Origin of the sequence: Spirosoma sordidisoli, from assembly GCF_004138325.1 — a bacterium.
GTDB classification, from domain to species: domain Bacteria; phylum Bacteroidota; class Bacteroidia; order Cytophagales; family Spirosomataceae; genus Spirosoma; species Spirosoma sordidisoli.
Window position 1 is genome coordinate 100,402 of record NZ_SBLB01000012.1, and the last position, 16,325, is coordinate 116,726.

13 protein-coding genes are annotated in these 16,325 nt (G+C 54.3%); 4 read left to right on the forward strand and 9 right to left on the reverse strand.

Annotation, left to right across the window (positions count from 1 at the left end; all coding sequences use genetic code 11):
* Positions 1-426 carry an EamA family transporter gene (locus EQG79_RS28275; protein WP_129606194.1) on the forward strand — a complete coding sequence of 142 codons (426 nt, stop codon included), beginning with the start codon at positions 1-3 and terminating at the stop codon, positions 424-426.
* A 10-nt stretch (positions 427-436) separates the two neighbouring features.
* Here the strand turns inward: EQG79_RS28275 and omp85 are convergent, their stop codons facing one another.
* The 3 genes from omp85 to EQG79_RS28290 all read right to left on the reverse strand — a co-directional run bounded on the left by omp85 (position 437) and on the right by EQG79_RS28290 (position 4,873).
* The gene (omp85, locus tag EQG79_RS28280) at positions 437-1,846 is read right to left on the reverse strand and encodes an Omp85 family outer membrane protein (RefSeq protein WP_240699485.1); all 1,410 of its coding nucleotides are present in this window, start codon (positions 1,844-1,846) and stop codon (positions 437-439) included.
* A gap of 91 nt (positions 1,847-1,937) precedes the next feature.
* Positions 1,938-2,549: a DedA family protein gene (locus tag EQG79_RS28285; RefSeq protein WP_129606196.1), complete on the reverse strand. Its 612-nt coding sequence runs from the start codon at positions 2,547-2,549 to the stop codon at positions 1,938-1,940.
* A 566-nt stretch (positions 2,550-3,115) separates the two neighbouring features.
* Positions 3,116-4,873 (reverse strand): hypothetical protein, encoded by a 1,758-nt coding sequence (locus EQG79_RS28290; protein WP_129606198.1) that lies wholly within the window; start codon positions 4,871-4,873, stop codon positions 3,116-3,118.
* A gap of 197 nt (positions 4,874-5,070) precedes the next feature.
* Between EQG79_RS28290 and EQG79_RS28295 the strand changes: the two genes are divergently transcribed.
* Positions 5,071-5,523 (forward strand): PepSY-like domain-containing protein, encoded by a 453-nt coding sequence (locus EQG79_RS28295; RefSeq protein ID WP_129606200.1) that lies wholly within the window; start codon positions 5,071-5,073, stop codon positions 5,521-5,523.
* A 41-nt stretch (positions 5,524-5,564) separates the two neighbouring features.
* Here EQG79_RS28295 and EQG79_RS28300 read toward each other — a convergent pair whose 3' ends face one another.
* The 6 genes from EQG79_RS28300 to EQG79_RS28325 all read right to left on the reverse strand — a co-directional run bounded on the left by EQG79_RS28300 (position 5,565) and on the right by EQG79_RS28325 (position 14,016).
* Positions 5,565-6,638, reverse strand: a complete 1,074-nt coding sequence (locus tag EQG79_RS28300) for an AI-2E family transporter (protein WP_129606202.1) — start codon at positions 6,636-6,638, stop codon at positions 5,565-5,567.
* 76 nt (positions 6,639-6,714) lie between these two features.
* Complete coding sequence (gene lgt, locus EQG79_RS28305; RefSeq protein WP_129606204.1) at positions 6,715-7,557, reverse strand: prolipoprotein diacylglyceryl transferase; 843 nt, start codon at positions 7,555-7,557, stop codon at positions 6,715-6,717.
* Positions 7,558-7,638: 81 nt separating this feature from the next.
* Complete coding sequence (locus EQG79_RS28310; RefSeq protein WP_129606206.1) at positions 7,639-8,169, reverse strand: hypothetical protein; 531 nt, start codon at positions 8,167-8,169, stop codon at positions 7,639-7,641.
* 129 nt (positions 8,170-8,298) lie between these two features.
* Entirely contained in the window at positions 8,299-9,408 is a 1,110-nt protein-coding gene (locus EQG79_RS28315) for an efflux RND transporter periplasmic adaptor subunit (protein ID WP_165358970.1), read from the reverse strand.
* Positions 9,389-12,619 (reverse strand): efflux RND transporter permease subunit, encoded by a 3,231-nt coding sequence (locus tag EQG79_RS28320; protein ID WP_129606210.1) that lies wholly within the window; start codon positions 12,617-12,619, stop codon positions 9,389-9,391. Before EQG79_RS28320 ends, EQG79_RS28315 begins: the two co-directional genes overlap by 20 nt.
* Positions 12,620-12,630: 11 nt before the next feature.
* A complete protein-coding gene (locus EQG79_RS28325) occupies positions 12,631-14,016 on the reverse strand; it encodes a TolC family protein (RefSeq protein WP_129606212.1) in 1,386 nt (461 codons plus the stop codon).
* A 177-nt stretch (positions 14,017-14,193) separates the two neighbouring features.
* Here EQG79_RS28325 and EQG79_RS28330 point away from each other — a divergent pair, with 177 nt between their 5' ends.
* Together EQG79_RS28330 and EQG79_RS28335 are read left to right on the forward strand one after the other, a co-directional pair.
* Positions 14,194-14,871 (forward strand): response regulator transcription factor, encoded by a 678-nt coding sequence (locus EQG79_RS28330; RefSeq protein WP_129606214.1) that lies wholly within the window; start codon positions 14,194-14,196, stop codon positions 14,869-14,871.
* Positions 14,868-16,238: a sensor histidine kinase gene (locus EQG79_RS28335; RefSeq protein WP_129606216.1), complete on the forward strand. Its 1,371-nt coding sequence runs from the start codon at positions 14,868-14,870 to the stop codon at positions 16,236-16,238. The genes EQG79_RS28330 and EQG79_RS28335 overlap by 4 nt, the downstream gene beginning before the upstream one ends.
* Positions 16,239-16,325 lie beyond the last annotated feature (87 nt).

Genomic DNA, 16,325 nt, shown 5'->3' on the forward strand with positions numbered 1-16,325 from the left:
ATGCCAACGTGGGTACTCTACAGCCTGATTTCCATGCTCTTCGCCGGGCTAACCTCGGTAATCGCCAAGCTGGGCCTAAATGACATTAGTGCTAATCTGGGGCTGGCCGTGCGGACGACGGTCGTCTTCGGGCTGGTGCTGCTCAACTTCGTCGTTTTCCAGAACGTCCGGGAGGTAGGTCAGCTAAACGCTCGTACGGTGAGTTTTTTGGCCGTATCGGGCCTGACGGCTTCCCTCTCGTGGATCTTCTACTACAAGGCGATCCAGATTGGCCGTGTAACCGATGTTGCCCTAATCGATAAAGGGAGCATCATTATCACCATCCTGTTATCTATCACGCTGCTGCGCGAGCCAGTAACGCCAAAATTATTCGTCGGTGGAGGGCTTATCCTGCTAGGCTTGCTGGTGTTGATTTGGCCTTCCTGAGGCACGAACTTCAGAACACTTGCCCGATGCCAAAGTAAAACAGCCGGTCTTCGCGCGAAAGTCCGTAATCAAAAAACACGATAGTCGAAAGGTTCCAAGCTAAGCGGGCACCGGCTCCGTAGGACGTGCGCAGATCGCGCAGACTCAAATCCTGCCAACGGTCGCGCACCGTACCCGCATCGAAGAACGGAGCTACGCCCAGTCCGAATGTTTGTCGGCCCATTTTCAGGTCGGCCAACCGCACCCGAAGTTCTACGTTGGCAAAAGCCAGTGAACGAGCCAAAAACCGGTTAGCCCGGTAGCCCCGCAACGATTGCCGTCCACCCAGCGCGTTAATGCTTCCGTCTGGACTCCATTGATCCTGAAATTCAAAAAACGGAGCCTGCTGGCCAAAAATGGTCCCAACGCCCAAGCGTCCAGCCAGCACCGTGCGCGTTCCAACGGGTAAGCGTTGGTACAACCGCCCCTGCACAAACAGCTTATTGAAGTTGAACTGAGAACCAATGAGCTGATTAGAAAACTCATTGGCCACCTCCACGTACCCACCCCTGGTGGGGTCGGGTTCAAAATCGCGGGTGTCGTAGATCAGAGCCGACTGTAAAATTGACAACCACCCGCCAGTAAGACCAAAAATACGGCCTTGCTCCGCATCTCGGGCCAGCAGCGACGTACCATTGGGGGCCTCGGTCGTATTACCTGTAACGGGGTCGATGGCCTCGGTTCGGGTCCCCTGGAAGGTCTTATACGCCAAATGTTGAATTTCGTAACCGGCCATCAGCCGCCATTTGCCCGCTCCCAATGCATAATCGGCTTTTAGATTTAGCATAAATTCCGTCTCTCGAAAGCGGTTCGAGAGCGCGTCGCTCACCAGGATTGCCTCGCCTGGTTCGCCAGAGCGCAACTGTCGGCGGGCCTTGTTATAGGCCGCATAAGTGGCAAACATCACAGTGGGATTTGACGGCAACCGCAACGAGCCGAGTGTGCTTTGATCAGAACCAAAGTACAAATTGGCCGGGTTCTGTTGCGCCTTAAAATCAGCCCTCAGCCGCCAGCGCGTACCCCGGACGTAAGGCATGTCGACCGATAGTACCAGCTCGCGGGCGTTGGTGCTATAGTAAGCGGCATTAGCGCGAAGCCGGACCAAGTAGGGCGTATAAGCAAATAGCGGATTTGACCGGTTGCCATTCCAATACGTATTGGTGCGTACCCCAAACCCAAAACCAGTTACCGGGTCCGACGAGAGGTCGGGAAGACCAGTCGTAAACCGCCCTTCCCGCTTCTTGGCTAAATCAGCATCCGACATTCGCTTTGATCGAATAAACGTCAGACTATCATTCCCGGCAAGTTGATCCGCCAGTTGAGCCTCAGCGGGTAAAGCCATCAGGGTTAGCAGGCCCCGTATTAAGAAGTTTACTTTCATAACGTAACAGCAATTTGTGACGCACTCCTCGGAGTGCCATTTTGATGGAATGAACAAAATACTGCGAGTAGAACCGGGCTGGCGATAACGCTTACGCCGACTGTCGCCAACGCCGAATGAGTAGTGTACTCAATACAAGCCCGACTACGCCCATAAAGATGTATTCAACGTACTGACCTATTTGGGGAAACTGCTGTCCCAACCAGAAGCCGATGCCTGTAAGTAGGCTGACGTAGGCGACGCTACCTATTGCAGTCAGGCCCAAAAAGCGGGACCAGCGCATGCCACTTTGAGCCGCCAGAATCGGATTGAAAGTGCGGATTACGGGTAGAAACCGTCCTATCAACAAGGCCCTACGCGGATGCCGTTGATAAAATTGATTTGAATCGTCGAGGTCACGCCGTTTAAAGATCCAGTTGTCGGGTTGCTCACGCAGCCGCTTGATTAGCCGCCGACCCAACCAGAAACCGGTCATATCGCCCGAGATGGCAGCTACAATCAACAGTACAATCAGAGCAGGCAGCGTTATTTCCAGACTGCGGGTTCCCGTTAGCAACCCCGCTGTGAATAGCAGCGTTTCGCCCCCCGGTACTACCAAGCCCAGTAACAGGCCCGTTTCGATAAATACTAAGGCGGCAATCAGGGTGGTGCCGCCCCACTCCAGCCAGGCGGTGTTCAGGAGCAGAATACTCACAGTGTCCATTCACTTGTCGTTGGTTATCCGGGACAAAAGTGCCTGCCAAATCTGAAGAGTTTCTGAAGAGCTTAACCTGTTTTTAATAATATGGCAGCCGAAGTAGCTATAATCGACTTTGGCAAGGAGCAATACTTTCGTGTTGGAAGACCATTCTGTTATCTATCTCACTTCGGCGCGAACCTCTCACGCCAAAGTTGCTTATTAGCAGATGGCTTATTTTTTGGTGTTACTGGTACTTATTTGGCCTAAATAGCTCGCCCAACCTGCTGCCGGTCAGCTAAACTTTAGTGTAAGTATCTGAGTACCTCCTCAGCAATTAGAGCTACGGTGAGGTGCTCAATCAACTGACGCGCGTACTGCTTTACCTTGTGAAGGTTAGTTTGTTTGAAAGAAGAAAAGGACAGTTGAGATCCTTTTTTCAACGTGTGCCGGAATCGGCGGGGTCCAAATTTGCTTGATTGCATCGTCTTAGCGAGTTGTTGTTTCTGCAAAGCAACAGACAACCGATGCCGAGTGTAGGAACAGGCAACTGCTATTTTCAAACCAAGATGTTCCTACTCATTTTCAATGGGTTACTGAACTTCAGTAGCCTGTTCGGTGCTGGGTTGGGTTCCTGATTTATGCCACCTCTTGACCTTCTCGACGATGATGCGCTCATCGTCCCACTGCTGATAAAAAAACCAGGTACGTTGCAGCATGACAGCGATAATGGCGTAGTACCGCGATGAGGGCATGTATTCGTCGTCAGCCGGGGGAGCCTGTTCTAATAGATACTGATAGAAGGCCGTCGTAAACCGCACGGAAAACCGCTCTTCAGGAAAGTTGAACCGGTCGTGATGCTGTATTTGATACCCTCCGTCGGGTAAGGTGTTATAAGTCGACTTTACAATATCATTCTCAAACTCTTCTTTGTGAGTTTCCATGTAATCCTTCAGTGCCGACTCGATCAGGTAAAGCGGCAACCGCTCTTCCAACTGGTATTGTCGTTCGTCTCCTTCAACACGGAACGACAATGAAGTTAGCTGACGCTTTTCCTGAAGTGTCTCGATCAACTTACGAAGCGAATTATATTCAGGGAAGCGCGATTGGCCGCGACGACTGTCGGATAATAGCTGGAACCCCTGAGCACTTGTTAATCTACGTAGTGATTGTGCAATGTGAGCCAACTCCACTGTTATGTGCTCAAGGTTGAATCGTTTGGCTAAGAATAGCGCGAGGGATATAGCATCAGCACGCTTGGTATCATCAGACCACTTTATGAGGTCATCGCCAAAGTATCGACCCAATTTATCTGTGTCAACTGGGAGATCTATGTACGTAATACCTTCTTCGAATTCATTGCGCCTAAGCCAGTTGCGAATGTGCCGCCGTTTTACGTCATCCGTTTCATCAAAATCACCAACCGGAATCAGGGCGAACTCGATGATTCGCGCAATACAGAGCATTAGATCATTTGGGTAAGGGGCCGTATCTGAGACCTCAAAAAATCCTTCTTTCGTGAGAAGATTGTATAAGGATTTTGCCAGACGGTATTTGAATTGGGCTTTTATTTCATTCTCCCGAAAGCGTTCCGGGTATCGCTCCAGATCAAGCCGCCAATTTTTGTAGGCGAACTTATCGTACTGATCTTTAAAGCTTTCGATAAACTCTTTAGCCAACCAAGGATGGCTAATTTTTATTGTCTCATCTTGAAAGGCGAAGCTAACATGTAAAAGCTCGGCGGGTCGTTGGCCCCTTAACCAAGCTTTATCGTCTATTTTATCAATTAGCTTTATGGCTTGCGCGGCTTCTCTCCCCGCCGTAGTTATAATGCGCTGCTGCTCGGGCCTCTCCCAAAATGACACGCTTTCAACATACTTGCGCTGAGCTATTGCAATAATTTCAAGAATCAGACCTCTGATAGATAGCAGTTGAAAATCATTGATGAAATTCAGTAACTGATGATGTAAAGGCTTTGGCAGAATTAGCGTAAAGAAGGTATTAGTCGGAACGTGACCTTCAAGAAATGCACGCTCTTCAAAAACCTCTTTAAAGTGGTCGATGAGCATCCGAAGCATACCATTATGATAGCTGATATAGAAATCGTAAGGAGGTTGGTCCGGCGAGCGATATAACTCTACTTCCGCAAAATTCGGGTCTTGTCGGAGATTATTCAACTTTTCATCTTCATGACTGTTTAGATTAAAATAGGGTCGGTAATAACCGAAAGCCGGGTCTAAATAATGAAATACGTAGGTGTACCGCCACCATTGAAAACCCTTCCAATCAAAGGGACCCGAACCAAAATCGACATCACCGTTTGCTTTCCTCTTTCGCTCTTCCTTAGCCACTTGTCAGATCTCTAATTGTAAATTAAAGATAGCCATTTCAGGGATTTTCCCGAACAGCGATTCAACTCATCTATAGTATACCGGTTTCGGGCGAAGCACTCAAACTTTGACTCCATCTGCTTGTCGAGACCCAAAATTGCTTCAGAATCGTGTGGTAGGTTTGAGTCGGTTAAGCAATCAACTAACCAACCAAGCATATGAAAACCATCCTGTTTGCGGGCCTGCTGAGTGGGTTCGCGCTCTCGGTCGCTCTACCGACTAATGCCCGTCCTGCTCTCACTACCGCACGTGTTGTTGGCTTGGCCGACGAAACCCCAGCCGCTGTGAAAGCGACCATCGCCCGGCTGTATCCGACCGCTAAGAACGTGAAATTCGAGAAAGAAGACGGCGACTATGAAGCGGGCTTCAAACACAACGGCAAGTCAATGTCGGTGGTGCTCGATGCGAAAGGAACGGTGAAGGAAACTGAGACCGAAATTCCCGTCAATGCCCTGCCTGCTGCCGTTCGCGACTACGTAGCTAAACAGATGCCAGGCAAGAAGATTAAGGAAGCTGCCGAGATCGTAGATGCCAACGGCACCAAGAAATACGAAGCCGAGGTTGGCGGTAAAGACCTGATGTTTGACACATCGGGTAAGCCGTTAAACTAAGTAGTCGAGTCTGGGTAGTTCAATGATAATACTTGAGCTACTCAGACTTCTACAGATGTATCGTCTAAAGAGTACTGAACATATAGCGTCTTCACTAAAACCATTCCGATGACCAGCAATGGAGCAGCCATAATCAGCCCCAACGTACCGGCAAATGCGCCAATAATGAGCTGTGCTGTCAGCAACAGGGCAGGCGGGATATCGTTGAGTTTCTTCTGAATCAGGGGCGTGACTAGGTTGCTTTCGACAAACTGAATGGCCACGTACAACCCCAATACGTACAGAGCCTGTTGCGGGCCGTCGAGCAGGGCAAATAACAGGGCCGGAATGAGGGCCAGCACCGGGCCGAGGTTCGGAATAAACGTGATGAGGGCGGCAAACAGGGCCAGAATACCCGCAAGCGGGACACCCAGCAACGACAAGCCTACATAACTCAGTATCCCCACGATAGCCATCGAACAGAGCGTGCCCAGCAGCCAGCCCAACAGGTCCGCGTCGATTCGGGCCAAAATATGCCGCGCCCGCTGCCGACCTGCCGGGGGTACTAAACTGACCAGGCCATTAACGTACAGTTTTGGCTCGGCCATCAGAAACAGGGCGAGAAAAAAGACGACGTACAGGTCAGTGAACGTGTTGATCGTCCCCGACACAACGCCGAATACCCGCCCGGCCAACCGCCTGCCGCCCCCGCCCCCTTCCAGGATTTTGTCGGGCGATTGAGGAATCTGATCCACCAACTGGCGACCCCAGCTTGTTTGTTCCAACTGCCGCCGGGCGTTTTGCAGTACGTTAGGCAGCTCTTTTTGCAACTCCTGCGCCTGTGCGCCAATCTGTGGAGCTACCAACGTACCGATGCCGACCAACGTACCCACGAGTACCAGCCCGACAACCAGCAACGACCGGCCTTCGGGCCAGCGGGTTTTGCGGCTCACCCACCGGGCCGCAGCCCGCATGGGTACGGCAACGAGCACCCCCGCCAATAGCAATAGCAGAATATCGAAGGCAGCTCCCAGGAGCCAAACTATCCCGATGAATAACAGCGTGATTCCAACCGCTATGCAAACACGCCGGACGAAATCGGATTGTGAAGGAGGCAGTTGCGATTGGTCCATCATAGTTGTTGACAATGAGTTACAAATCAACGCAGATCAGTTGTTGGAAACAGCATCCGTTCCGGCTTTTCATGCATGGTCAGGTTTTGGTCAAAGGCGCATGTGATGCTGCTTGATGGTTGCGTTGCTCTGTGACTAAGCTCTTAACTATCAAGTAAATACCCAGCATAATGGCCGGGATGCTCAACAACTGCCCTACGTTTAACGGCATCTGATTTTCAAACGCGACCTGATTTTCCTTCAGGAATTCGTAGCCGAATCGTAACGTGAAAACCCAGACGAAAAAAATGCCGAGTAACAGGCCCTGGGGCGTTTCTCTTTTAGTCCGTCGCCACATCGTCAGCAGTACACCAAACAGGAGCAGGCAGGTTAGGGCTTCGTAGAGTTGGGCCGGGTGTCGAGCTACAGGGGCGTACTCCGTATTGTTGACAAAAACGACCCCCCACGGCAGGGTGGTAGGCCGACCAACGATTTCTGAATTCATCAGATTACCCAAGCGAATAAAGAACCCACTGAGGGCGACGACGATAGCAATCCGATCCGCTACCCACAAGAACGATTGGCCGCGACTACGCCGGGAACGGACGTACAATAACAAGCCCGTTAGAATGCCAATGGCCGCGCCGTGGCTGGCTAACCCGCGATAAGGAGGCAAAATCACCTCCAACGGATGCTGCCACAACGTTGCCGGTTCGTAGAAGAGAAAATGCCCTAATCGGGCACCGACCACCGTGGACACAACCATATAGATCAGCAACGAATCGACATCGCTGGCGGGCTTGCCTTCTTGGCGAAAAATAGAGCTAATTAGTTGGCTACCAATCAGAAAACTCAGGGCGAAGAACACGCCATACCAGCTTATGGCAAACGGGCCAATCTGAACTATGTCGGGGGTAACCGTCCATGTTATGTAGCTTAACATAGTGTTCATCGTCCTAATAGCCATATCATCCCGGATGTCGTCAGAGGCACTGGCCTACAGACGTTGTCAATAGCAACGCTGTCAATCGACAGGTTTTTTCTCATGTTTGTCGAGTTTTAATTTGGCTGAACCAACCGTGGTTGACGGATGATGCCGGGTAAGGCTACGTTGCTGACGGTGGCAAAATTGATACGCATTGACCAATCCGTAGGAACCGTGGGCATCGGTGTCGCTCAATTGCCCGTTTCGCATCTGCCGGAGCAGCATCAGCATACAACTGTCGCCACGAAACACGCGCCGACAGGTACGTTTGTCGAGGTAATGAATCTCACTGTCGGGCGTGAGACTAAAATGATAATCTTCCCGCCGGGAGTCACCGACCCAATCTTCGGTGCGGTAAATAGACAACGGGCCTTGTTGCATCACCTCGTAGGTGTCCTCTCTGTAGAACCGGTACGTCTCGCCCTGATTGGTGCGGTAGCCCCAAACCGAACGGCTCGACAACCGTTGCCGGTTACCAGCCCCATCGACGAAAACGATCTGCCGCCCGCGCGATTTGGTCCACACCGATTTGACCCAGGGGTTATCCGTCGTAGCCTCAGAACTCCGCATGAGCTGGTAGGTGGTGCGGTCGCAGTTAGTTAGACCGACCACTATCAGCAAATAGAACAGAGTACGTAGTCTATTTCGACTGCCCATAGTCTTATTTGGTTGCTTAAAACGGGCATAACCCGTTCACAATCAGCGAACGGCGATGCCTTCCTTGATGTCGTCGCGGGCGTTGACGATAATCCTGTCGTCGGCCCGCAGGTTGCCAAACACTTCCGTGAGCGGACCGGCTTTCTGCCCCCGGCGCACAGGTACGTACTGCGCCCGCCCGTCGGTCACGCGGATCACGTACTGCCGTTCGGTGGAGGTGACGACTGCCGTAGTCGGCACAGCCAGGGCACCCGGTGTGCCGGCAGTGGGCAGGGTCAACTCGGCAAACATGCCGGGGCGCAGGGTGCGGGTGGGATTGGCCACGTCGATCTCCACCGTTTCGGACCGAAATTGCTGGTTCATGCTGCCTGATCGCCGGTTGATTTTGCCCGTAAATTCCCGGCTCGGCATAGCGGCCACCGAAAAGCGAACCGTGCTGCCTTCGCGCAGGCCCACGCTGTAGGTTTCGGGAATGTCGGCCACCAGCCGCAGGCGGTTTTGTTGTTGCAGCACCAGCATCGGCCCTTCCATCTTGGCCCCCGATCCCACCAGCGCACCGGGGTGTACGTTCCGCTCGGTGATGATACCGTCGAAGGGTGCCCGCACGGTCAGGTAGTCCCGGAGTTTGGTCAGGGCGCGGTAGTTGGCCCGCTCGCCCAGCACCGACGCGCTGTCAGAGCGAAGCCGGGCCTGCGCCGTTTCCAGGTCCAGTGCCGACACCGAACCGGGAATTTTATTGCTGGCCCGCAGTCGCCGGTAATGTTCGCGGCTGGCCGTTAGCATCACCTCGGCTTTGAGCGTGTTCGACCGGGCGGCCACCAGCCGCTCCTCCGTTTCGGGGGCATCGAGGATCATCAGCACCTGCCCCCGCCGAACGGCACTCCCCCGGTCGACCAGCACTCGTTCCACGAAGCCATTGGCCCGTGGGTAAATGCTGACCTCTTGATAGGCCCGAAACTGGCCCGGCAACTGCACCGACGGGCTGACCCGCTGCCGGGAAACGGTGCCGACCTGGTAGGCGGGTGCCGACGCGGTAGGTTCGGCGGTCGTCTTTTTGTGGGGCTTGTCTGCCGATTCGGACGAGGTGCACTGCTGAAAAAAGCCGCCCAGCCCCAACAGGGCCAGTACGTAGCTATAAGGGGTGATTTTCATACGCTTCGGTCTGAGCTTGTTCTTTATGAAATTGATCGGCGGTGTCGTCGGCCATCTGCACGGCGTAGGCCGATTCGGTCGGTAGCAGCGAAGGATCATGGAAAGGGGTGCTGCGCTGTAGCCAGACATACACCTGGGGTACGATGTAGAGCGCGGCCAGCGTGGAAGCAATCAGGCCACCAATAACGGCCCGGCCCAGTGGGGCTACCTGCTCCCCGGCCTCGCCCGTACCGAGGGCCATCGGAATCATGCCCGCAATCATGGCAAACGACGTCATCAGCACGGGCCGAAGCCGAACGCCCACACTGTCAACGGCGGCCCGGTGGGTGTCGCGGTACTCCCAGCGCAACCGCTCGGCATTGGTCACAATAAGAATGGCGTTGGCTACCGAAATGCCCACCGACATGATGATGCCCATGTACGATTGCAGGTTGAGCGTGCTGCCCGTCAGCAACAGCAGCCCAATGGCCCCCACAATCACAGCGGGCACGGTTGACAAAATGACGAACGAGAGTTTAAACGACTGGTAGTTAGCCGCCAGCAGCAGGAAAATAACCAGGACGGCCACGCCCAAGCCGACCTGCAAACTGTCCAGCGTTTCGGTCAGCAGCGACGACATTCCTTTTACGGACGTGACTAATCCCTTGGGGGCCTCACCCAGATCCGTCAGCGTCTGCTCAACGGCCCGCGTGGCCGTACCCAAATCACTACCGTGCAAATTGGCCGACACCGTTACAAACCGGCGGGGTCCGGTGCGGTCGTACTCACCGGGCAGCGTATCGACCGAGAACGTCGCCACGTCGCTCAACACGGGCCGTACCTGCCCGGCCACCAACGGAATTTCGCCCAGTTGCGCCATGTCGCTCATGGCGTATTCAGGCACCTGCACCTGCACCTGATACGTGTAGGCCGAGCGTTTGTCGAGCCACTGGTTTTTCTCCGTAAAGCGGCTCGACGAGGTCGATGCCGTAATGGAACGGGCGGCTTGTTGCAGGCTCAGGCCCATCATGGCCAGCTTCTGCCGATCCAGGGTGATGTTGATGACCGGAAACTTCAGCGGCTGCACAATCCGTACGTCGCGCAGGTAATCAATCTTTGCAAGGCCCGCCACCACCTGCCGGGCGTAGGTTTCGATCTGCTGCATGTCGCGCCCAGCCACCTGTACCTCGATGGGCGTGGCGGCTCCCCCGCTCATCAGTTTTTCGGTCAGGTCGGCGGGTTCAAACGAAACCGTCAGATCGGGGTACTGCTCGGTGACGGCCTTCCGAATCCGCTCTTTTACGGCCTGCATGTTGGCGTGGTAGGCTTTGTTGAGAGCCACTTTGATCACGGCATCGTTCGGGCCGGTGGTGCTGACGTACAGGTTGGTAGTGGCGTAGTTGGTGGGCACCACGCCCACGTAGGCCGACGATACCGCCAGGTTGCCATCGGTAACGGCATCAACCAGCGTAACCAGTTGTTTGGCTCGCTCCTCGGTTCGTTCGAGCCGGGTGCCGTCGGGCGTTTTCATCCGAATGACCATCTGCCCGGCGTTGAGCTGGGGGAGCATATCCTTACCAATCAGCACAAAACCCAACCCAGCCAAGAGCAGGACCAAGACAAAATAGAGACTGATAATCAATTTATTGCGCGTCAACAGGCCCTCCGTTTGACGTACGAATCCATTGCGTACCCGGTCAAACAAGCCGGGCTTTTTGTCGGCCACCTCCGCGTCTGCTTGCGTGGGGGGATGGGCGTGCGTTTTGAGCAGCCAGTTGGCCAATACCGGCACCAGGCTCTGAGCCAGGAAATAGGACACCGTCATGGCAAAGCCGATGGAGAGCGACAGGGGCAAAAACATGGCCCTGGGTACGCCCGACATGATGAACGATGGCGCGAACACGGCCAGAATACAGAGCAGAATCAGCAGCAGCGGCAGGGCCACCTCTTTACAGGCATCGTAAATAGCCTGTTTCTTCGTCTTGCCCATCTCCAGGTGCTGGTGGATGTTTTCGATGGTCACCGTTGCCTGATCGACCAGAATACCGATGGACAGGGCCAGCCCCGACAGGGTCATGATGTTGATGGTTTGCCCGGCCAGCCCCAACAGCAGCACCCCCGCAATCACCGACACCGGGATGGTGATGATCACGATGAGCGACGAACGCCAGTCGCCCAGAAACAGCAGCACCATCAGGCCCGTCAGGATGGCCCCTAAGCCGCCCTCAAACAGCAGGCTTTTCACGGCGTTGATTACGAACACCGACTGGTCGAACTCATACGACACCTCGATGTCATCGGGCAGCAGACTCCGCATTTCGGGCAGTTTGGCCTTCAGCCGGGTCACCACGTCCCAGGTGGAGGCATCGGCGGTTTTCACCACCGGGATGTACGATGAGCGGCTCCCGTTGACCAGCGCGTAGCCCGCCGTGACGTCGGAGGCATCGGCTACGGTGGCCACATCGCGCAGAAACACACTGCGGTGGCCTTCGGTTACGATGGGAATCTGCCCGAAGTCTTCGACCTGATCTTCCAGCGAATTGAGTGTGGTGATGTAGGTCGAATTGTCGATGCGAATATTGCCCGACGGGGTCATGGCGTTGTTGGCGGCCAGGGCTTCGACCACCTCATCGGGCGAGATGTTCAGGCTGCGGATCTTCTGGGGATCGAGGTTAATGACCACCGTGCGGGCGTTGGTGCCGATGGGGGGCGGGGCCGTCAGGCCGGGAATGGTCGAAAACAGGGGCCGGATGCGCGTGGAGGCCATCTCGTGGATCTCGCGCAACGGGCGGGTTTTGCTCGAAAACACCAGGTCTCCAATGGGTACCGAGGATGCATCGTAGCGTACCACCTGCGGGGGCAAGGCTCCGGGCGGGAAAAACTTCATGGCCCGGTTTACCTGGATGGCGACCTCCGCCGATGCCTGCGCCATATCGACCCCCTCATAGAAAGCCAGTTTCACGATGGTCAGGCCCTGGGTGTTGCGGCTTTGAATCTCTTTGATGCCCCCGATATACAGGAACTGATCCTGCATTCGGGTGGCAAAAAAGCCTTCCATCTGGGCGGGTGACATCCCGCCGTAAGGTTCAATGACGTAGATAGTCGGCGAATTGAGCCGGGGAAAAATGTCGATGGGAATGCGCAAGGCAGCCAGCACCGAGAAAACCACCACACCGGCCACCACCACCAGCACGGCAATGGGACGCTTCAACGACGTTGAGAGTAAGGACATACGAAACGGGATTAACGACGGAACAGGGTGTAAAACGCAGCAAAATCATTGGTGGCCAGGGCGCGTTGCAGCCGAAGCTGAACGGCCTGCGTTCGGGTCTGCACGGCTTCTTTTTCTACTGTCGTGAGCAGGGTAAGCGCGTCGGTCAGGCCCAAAATGGTTTCCAGGCCGTTGTTGTACAGCGACAACCGCTGGGCGTAGGCCGCTTGGGCCGACCGGAGGGCCGAGGGTAATTCGGTTAGTTGCCGTTGCAACACCGTAAGCTGGGCATCGGCGGTACTCAGGCTATTCTGGAGCTGCACCTGCCCGAGGGCCAACTGATTGCGGGCCTCCTCGACGCGGAACTGTTGCAGCCGAACGCGCGAACCAGCCCGCTTCAGATCCATCAGGTTCATGGTGGCGGCTACGCCGAGCAGGTAGTTGGTGCGGCTGTAGGCCAGGCCCGACCCCAGCGGCCCGAAATTATTTTCCACGTCTAAGCTCGTGCCCCGCGCCCAGGTAGCCGCCAACAGCGACAGCCGGGGCAGGGCCGATTTTCGGATCAGGTCAATTTCGGTGGTCTGCCGAATCACGAGCCGTTCGCCCACCCGCAGCAGCGGATGGTTAGCCGTGGAAGCGGGGGCCAGCACGGGGGCCAGCAGGGGTTCCGGGCGGAAGGCGGTGTCGATCTGAATCTGCTCAAGCGGGCGACCCGTCAGCGTAGCCAACTGCACCCTGGCCCGTTCGTAGTCTTCCTCCACCCGCAGGTAAGCCAGCCTGGCCCGCGAGAGGGCCACGTTGGCCAGCGAGGAATCCAGGCCGGGCTTGATGCCGTTACGCACCAGGTTGCTGATAATTTGCCGCACCGTATCGACGCGGGCCAGGTTTTGCCCCTCGATGCGCCGGGTTTGCTCGGCCCAGAACACGTCCAGGTACGCCCCGATGACCGCCTGCCGCAGGTCGAACTGTTCGCGTTCCAGCCCGGCTTCCCCCACGGCCACCTCCGCCCGGATGAGTTGATCTTCGGCGGCAAACCGACCAAAGTTGAACACCTCCCAGTCGGCACTGGCCAGGGCAATGTTTCCCGTAGCTAAGTTCCCACTGTTGTCGGCCCGGCGTGCGCCGGAGGTGGGTACGATCAGTCCCAGTGAGAAATAAGACCCCGACAACCCGTTGGCTGTGCCTACGTTGGTCTGGCTGTGCAGCCGCACGTTGGGCAGTCGGTTGTCGCGCACCACCTGGGCGTTGGCCCGGAGTGCTTCGACAGCCGCCCGTTGGGCCGCTAGCGTGGGGTATTGCGACAGCGAAGCCTCGACGGCCCCTTCCAGCGTCAGGGGCTGGGCGAGCGTCACGGACAAGCCCGGCAGAAAAGCCAACAGGCAAAGCAGGTAAAACCAACGTGGGTGTAAACAGATCATAACATCAGCCGTTGACTAGGAGAAACGGCCCTACACGGGCCAGCTTAACCTGCTCAAAGGAACCACCTCACTTCTTAGAGACCTCTGAGAGAGTTATTACAATCTGATGAGAATGAGCTTGTGGCCCGTAGGCAACGGACCTGCTTGCGTACTTTCGGCGGTCAAACAGATAAGATTATGAACGTACTGGTTGTCGAGGATGACATCGAATTGAACCAATTCATCCAAAAGGGATTACAATCAGAAGGCATCGGTGTATCCGTAGCCTATGACGGTATTATTGGCCGCTCGTTGATCAATGAGCATCAGTACGACGTAGTCGTGTTGGATGTCAATATGCCGGGTATGAACGGCTACGATCTGTGCCGCTTTGTCAAACAAAACTGGCCCGCGATCCCGGTAATTATGCTGACGGCTCTCAGTAGCCTGGATAATAAGGTGATGGGCTTTGAGTCAGGGGCCGACGATTACTTAGCCAAACCGTTCGCATTTAAGGAATTGGTATTCCGTCTGAAGGCCCTGGCTCGCCGACACCCGTCCCGTGCACCACTGCCGAAGCGATTGGAATTACTCAACTTGGTTGTCGATACGGAATCGCATCAGGTGTGGCGGGCGGGCGAGCGAATCTCGTTAACCGCCCGTGAGTATGCGCTGCTCGAATACCTACTGATTAATCAGGGGAAGGTCATCAGCCGCATTGATCTGTTGGAAAACGTTTGGGATGTACATTTCAATACCAACACCAATGTGGTCGATGTCTATGTTAATTATCTACGCCGTAAGGTGGATCATATCGAGCCAAAACTGATTCATACGGTGTTTGGCGTTGGTTACCTGATGAAGGCTGAACCATGAGTATCAAGCAGCGCATTACGGTTGGGTTTACCGTGCTGGTAGCGGCACTGCTGTTGTTATTTTCCGTTTTTATCTATCAGACCTACGAATCTTATCGACGGTCTCAAATGCGGACCCGGCTGCAACGGCGGGCCTTATCGGCGCAGCTTTATTTACAAAACAAGCCCGAATACCTGCGCTTTTCCTATCTGACCCTGCCTGAACAATACGAGTCACTATTCGACGTGCGGCAGCGGCAGATCTACCAATCGTCTGGTTCATCCGATTATGTAATCACTCCGGCATTATTACAAAAAGCACACGATCAGGAAGTTTATTTCACTTATCCAAGCCGCCGTTGGGAAGAGCCGAAGGAAGGGGTTGCTTTGTCTTTTGCTAATGAGGGGAACCGTTATGTTGCCGTAGTCACTGCTTATGATTTGGCCGGGCGGCAAACAAGTAAAAATCTTCGGTACATTCTCATTGCGGGCAACGTGCTATCCTTAGTGGTCATTGCCCTAGTCGGATTTTTGTTTGCACGAAGGGCCATGCGGCCCTTCGACGTTCTGATCAGTCAGCTAAATACAGCCACCGTAAACGATTTTTCATTTCGGCTGGGCCACATGGGTCGAACCGATGAAGCCGGTTATTTGGCCAGTTCCTTCGATCAATTACTGGGGCAGTTGGGTCAGTTAGCGGCCAGTCAGGAAAACTTCGTTGCCTACGCATCACACGAACTCCGAACGCCCCTCACAGTTGTCAAGGGCATCATGGAAACGGCATTAGCCTACGATCAAACTCTTCCCGACCTGCGCGCAAGTACAGAAAAAGCCTTATTTAGATTGGAAGGAGCAATTGATTTAGCTAATGCGTTGCTTCGACTGGCCGAAGTAGAAAGTCTTAAAGCCAGTCGGCTTAAAGATGATATTAACGTAGTGGACATTTTATTCGATACAGTTGCCTATATCCAAGAAAAGTACCCTACTCAAACCATCGACGTTCAGCTTACCGACGAATTTGCTGAACAAAGTTCGGCCATTCAACTTGTTGGCAACTCGACACTGCTTCGCACAGCTCTGATTAATATAATCGACAACGCCTGTAAATATTCAATGGACAAACCAGTTAAGGCCAGCATTCATTACATGCCAAATTGGGTCTTGATTGACATCATCGACGAGGGCATCGGTATACCACCCACCCAGCTTCGAGATGTGTTTCTTCCCATGATGCGGGCCGAAAATGTTGGGCAGGTACGTGGCTTTGGGCTAGGGCTGACGCTGGCAAAACGAATACTCGACATGCACCAAGGCGAATTGACTGTCGAGTCAAGCGGCAAAAGTGGTACCTCCGTATCAATTCGTTTGCCCGCACTACCATTAAACTGATGAGTTTCATTGACGAATTGACTCCAAAAAAAACGATACTTCTAACGCCTTTAGTTGGTCTTCGTGGTGCAGAAGATTACTAAGGTC

Coding starts and splice junctions, on each gene's coding strand:
- EQG79_RS28275 (WP_129606194.1), top strand. CDS start 1: ATGCCAACGTGGGTACTCTACAGCCTGATTTCCATGCTCTTCGCCGGG.
- omp85 (WP_240699485.1), bottom strand. CDS start 1,846: ATGAAAGTAAACTTCTTAATACGGGGCCTGCTAACCCTGATGGCTTTA.
- EQG79_RS28285 (WP_129606196.1), bottom strand. CDS start 2,549: ATGGACACTGTGAGTATTCTGCTCCTGAACACCGCCTGGCTGGAGTGG.
- EQG79_RS28295 (WP_129606200.1), top strand. CDS start 5,071: ATGAAAACCATCCTGTTTGCGGGCCTGCTGAGTGGGTTCGCGCTCTCG.
- EQG79_RS28300 (WP_129606202.1), bottom strand. CDS start 6,638: ATGATGGACCAATCGCAACTGCCTCCTTCACAATCCGATTTCGTCCGG.
- lgt (WP_129606204.1), bottom strand. CDS start 7,557: ATGTTAAGCTACATAACATGGACGGTTACCCCCGACATAGTTCAGATT.
- EQG79_RS28310 (WP_129606206.1), bottom strand. CDS start 8,169: ATGCGGAGTTCTGAGGCTACGACGGATAACCCCTGGGTCAAATCGGTG.
- EQG79_RS28315 (WP_165358970.1), bottom strand. CDS start 9,408: ATGAAAATCACCCCTTATAGCTACGTACTGGCCCTGTTGGGGCTGGGC.
- EQG79_RS28320 (WP_129606210.1), bottom strand. CDS start 12,619: ATGTCCTTACTCTCAACGTCGTTGAAGCGTCCCATTGCCGTGCTGGTG.
- EQG79_RS28325 (WP_129606212.1), bottom strand. CDS start 14,016: ATGATCTGTTTACACCCACGTTGGTTTTACCTGCTTTGCCTGTTGGCT.
- EQG79_RS28330 (WP_129606214.1), top strand. CDS start 14,194: ATGAACGTACTGGTTGTCGAGGATGACATCGAATTGAACCAATTCATC.
- EQG79_RS28335 (WP_129606216.1), top strand. CDS start 14,868: ATGAGTATCAAGCAGCGCATTACGGTTGGGTTTACCGTGCTGGTAGCG.